Below are 707 nucleotides of genomic sequence, written 5' to 3' on the forward strand. Positions count from 1 at the left end.
TAAGTTCCTGCAACTAAACCAGTAAGTGTAGCAGTTGTACCGCCGTTACTCCAAGCATAAGTATAAGGTGCAGTTCCGCCTGCAGCAATTACTGTTACTGTTCCATCATTGTCTCCATGACAAGATAAAGCAGAACCAGTTCCATTCGCTGTTAAGTCAGTTGGTTCATTTACGATTACACTTGCAGAATCCATGCATCCGTAAGAATCGGTTACCGTTACCATATAAGTACCAGCTCCTAATCCATTTACTGTAGCAGTTGTTGATCCTGAAGCATCATTCCATAAGTAAGTAAAAACGCCATTACCACCTGTTGCAATAACAGAGACTGAACCATCAATACTTGTATTACAAGTAGCGTCAGTTGAAGAAGTAATCAAATTTATTTGAGATGATCCACCTACTACAACTGTAGCAATAGCAAAACATCCATTCGCGTCAGTTACAGATACTGTATGAGTTCCTGCACACAAGTTCATTGCCATTGCGGTTGTCTCACCATTACTCCATAGATATGTAAAAGGTGCTACACCTCCAGTTACTATGGTATTGGTAGTTCCATCACAATTTCCAAAACAAGTTGCATCTGTTACAACATCCTCCATCACATGTAGTTCTATAGGTTCTGTAACCATTGCACTTGCTGTTTCTGTACAGCCATTTGCATCTGTTATGGTTACCGTATATGTTCCTGCAACTAATCCAGT

1 protein-coding gene is annotated in these 707 nt (G+C 40.2%); it reads right to left on the reverse strand.

Features of this window, described 5'->3' with window-relative positions; translation table 11 throughout:
- A partial coding sequence (locus DNU06_RS17565; RefSeq protein ID WP_199399043.1) for a SprB repeat-containing protein occupies positions 1-707 on the reverse strand: 707 nt, incomplete at both ends.

The sequence above is a fragment of the Putridiphycobacter roseus genome, from assembly GCF_003234935.1.
Taxonomy (GTDB): Bacteria; Bacteroidota; Bacteroidia; order Flavobacteriales_D; family Crocinitomicaceae; genus Putridiphycobacter; species Putridiphycobacter roseus.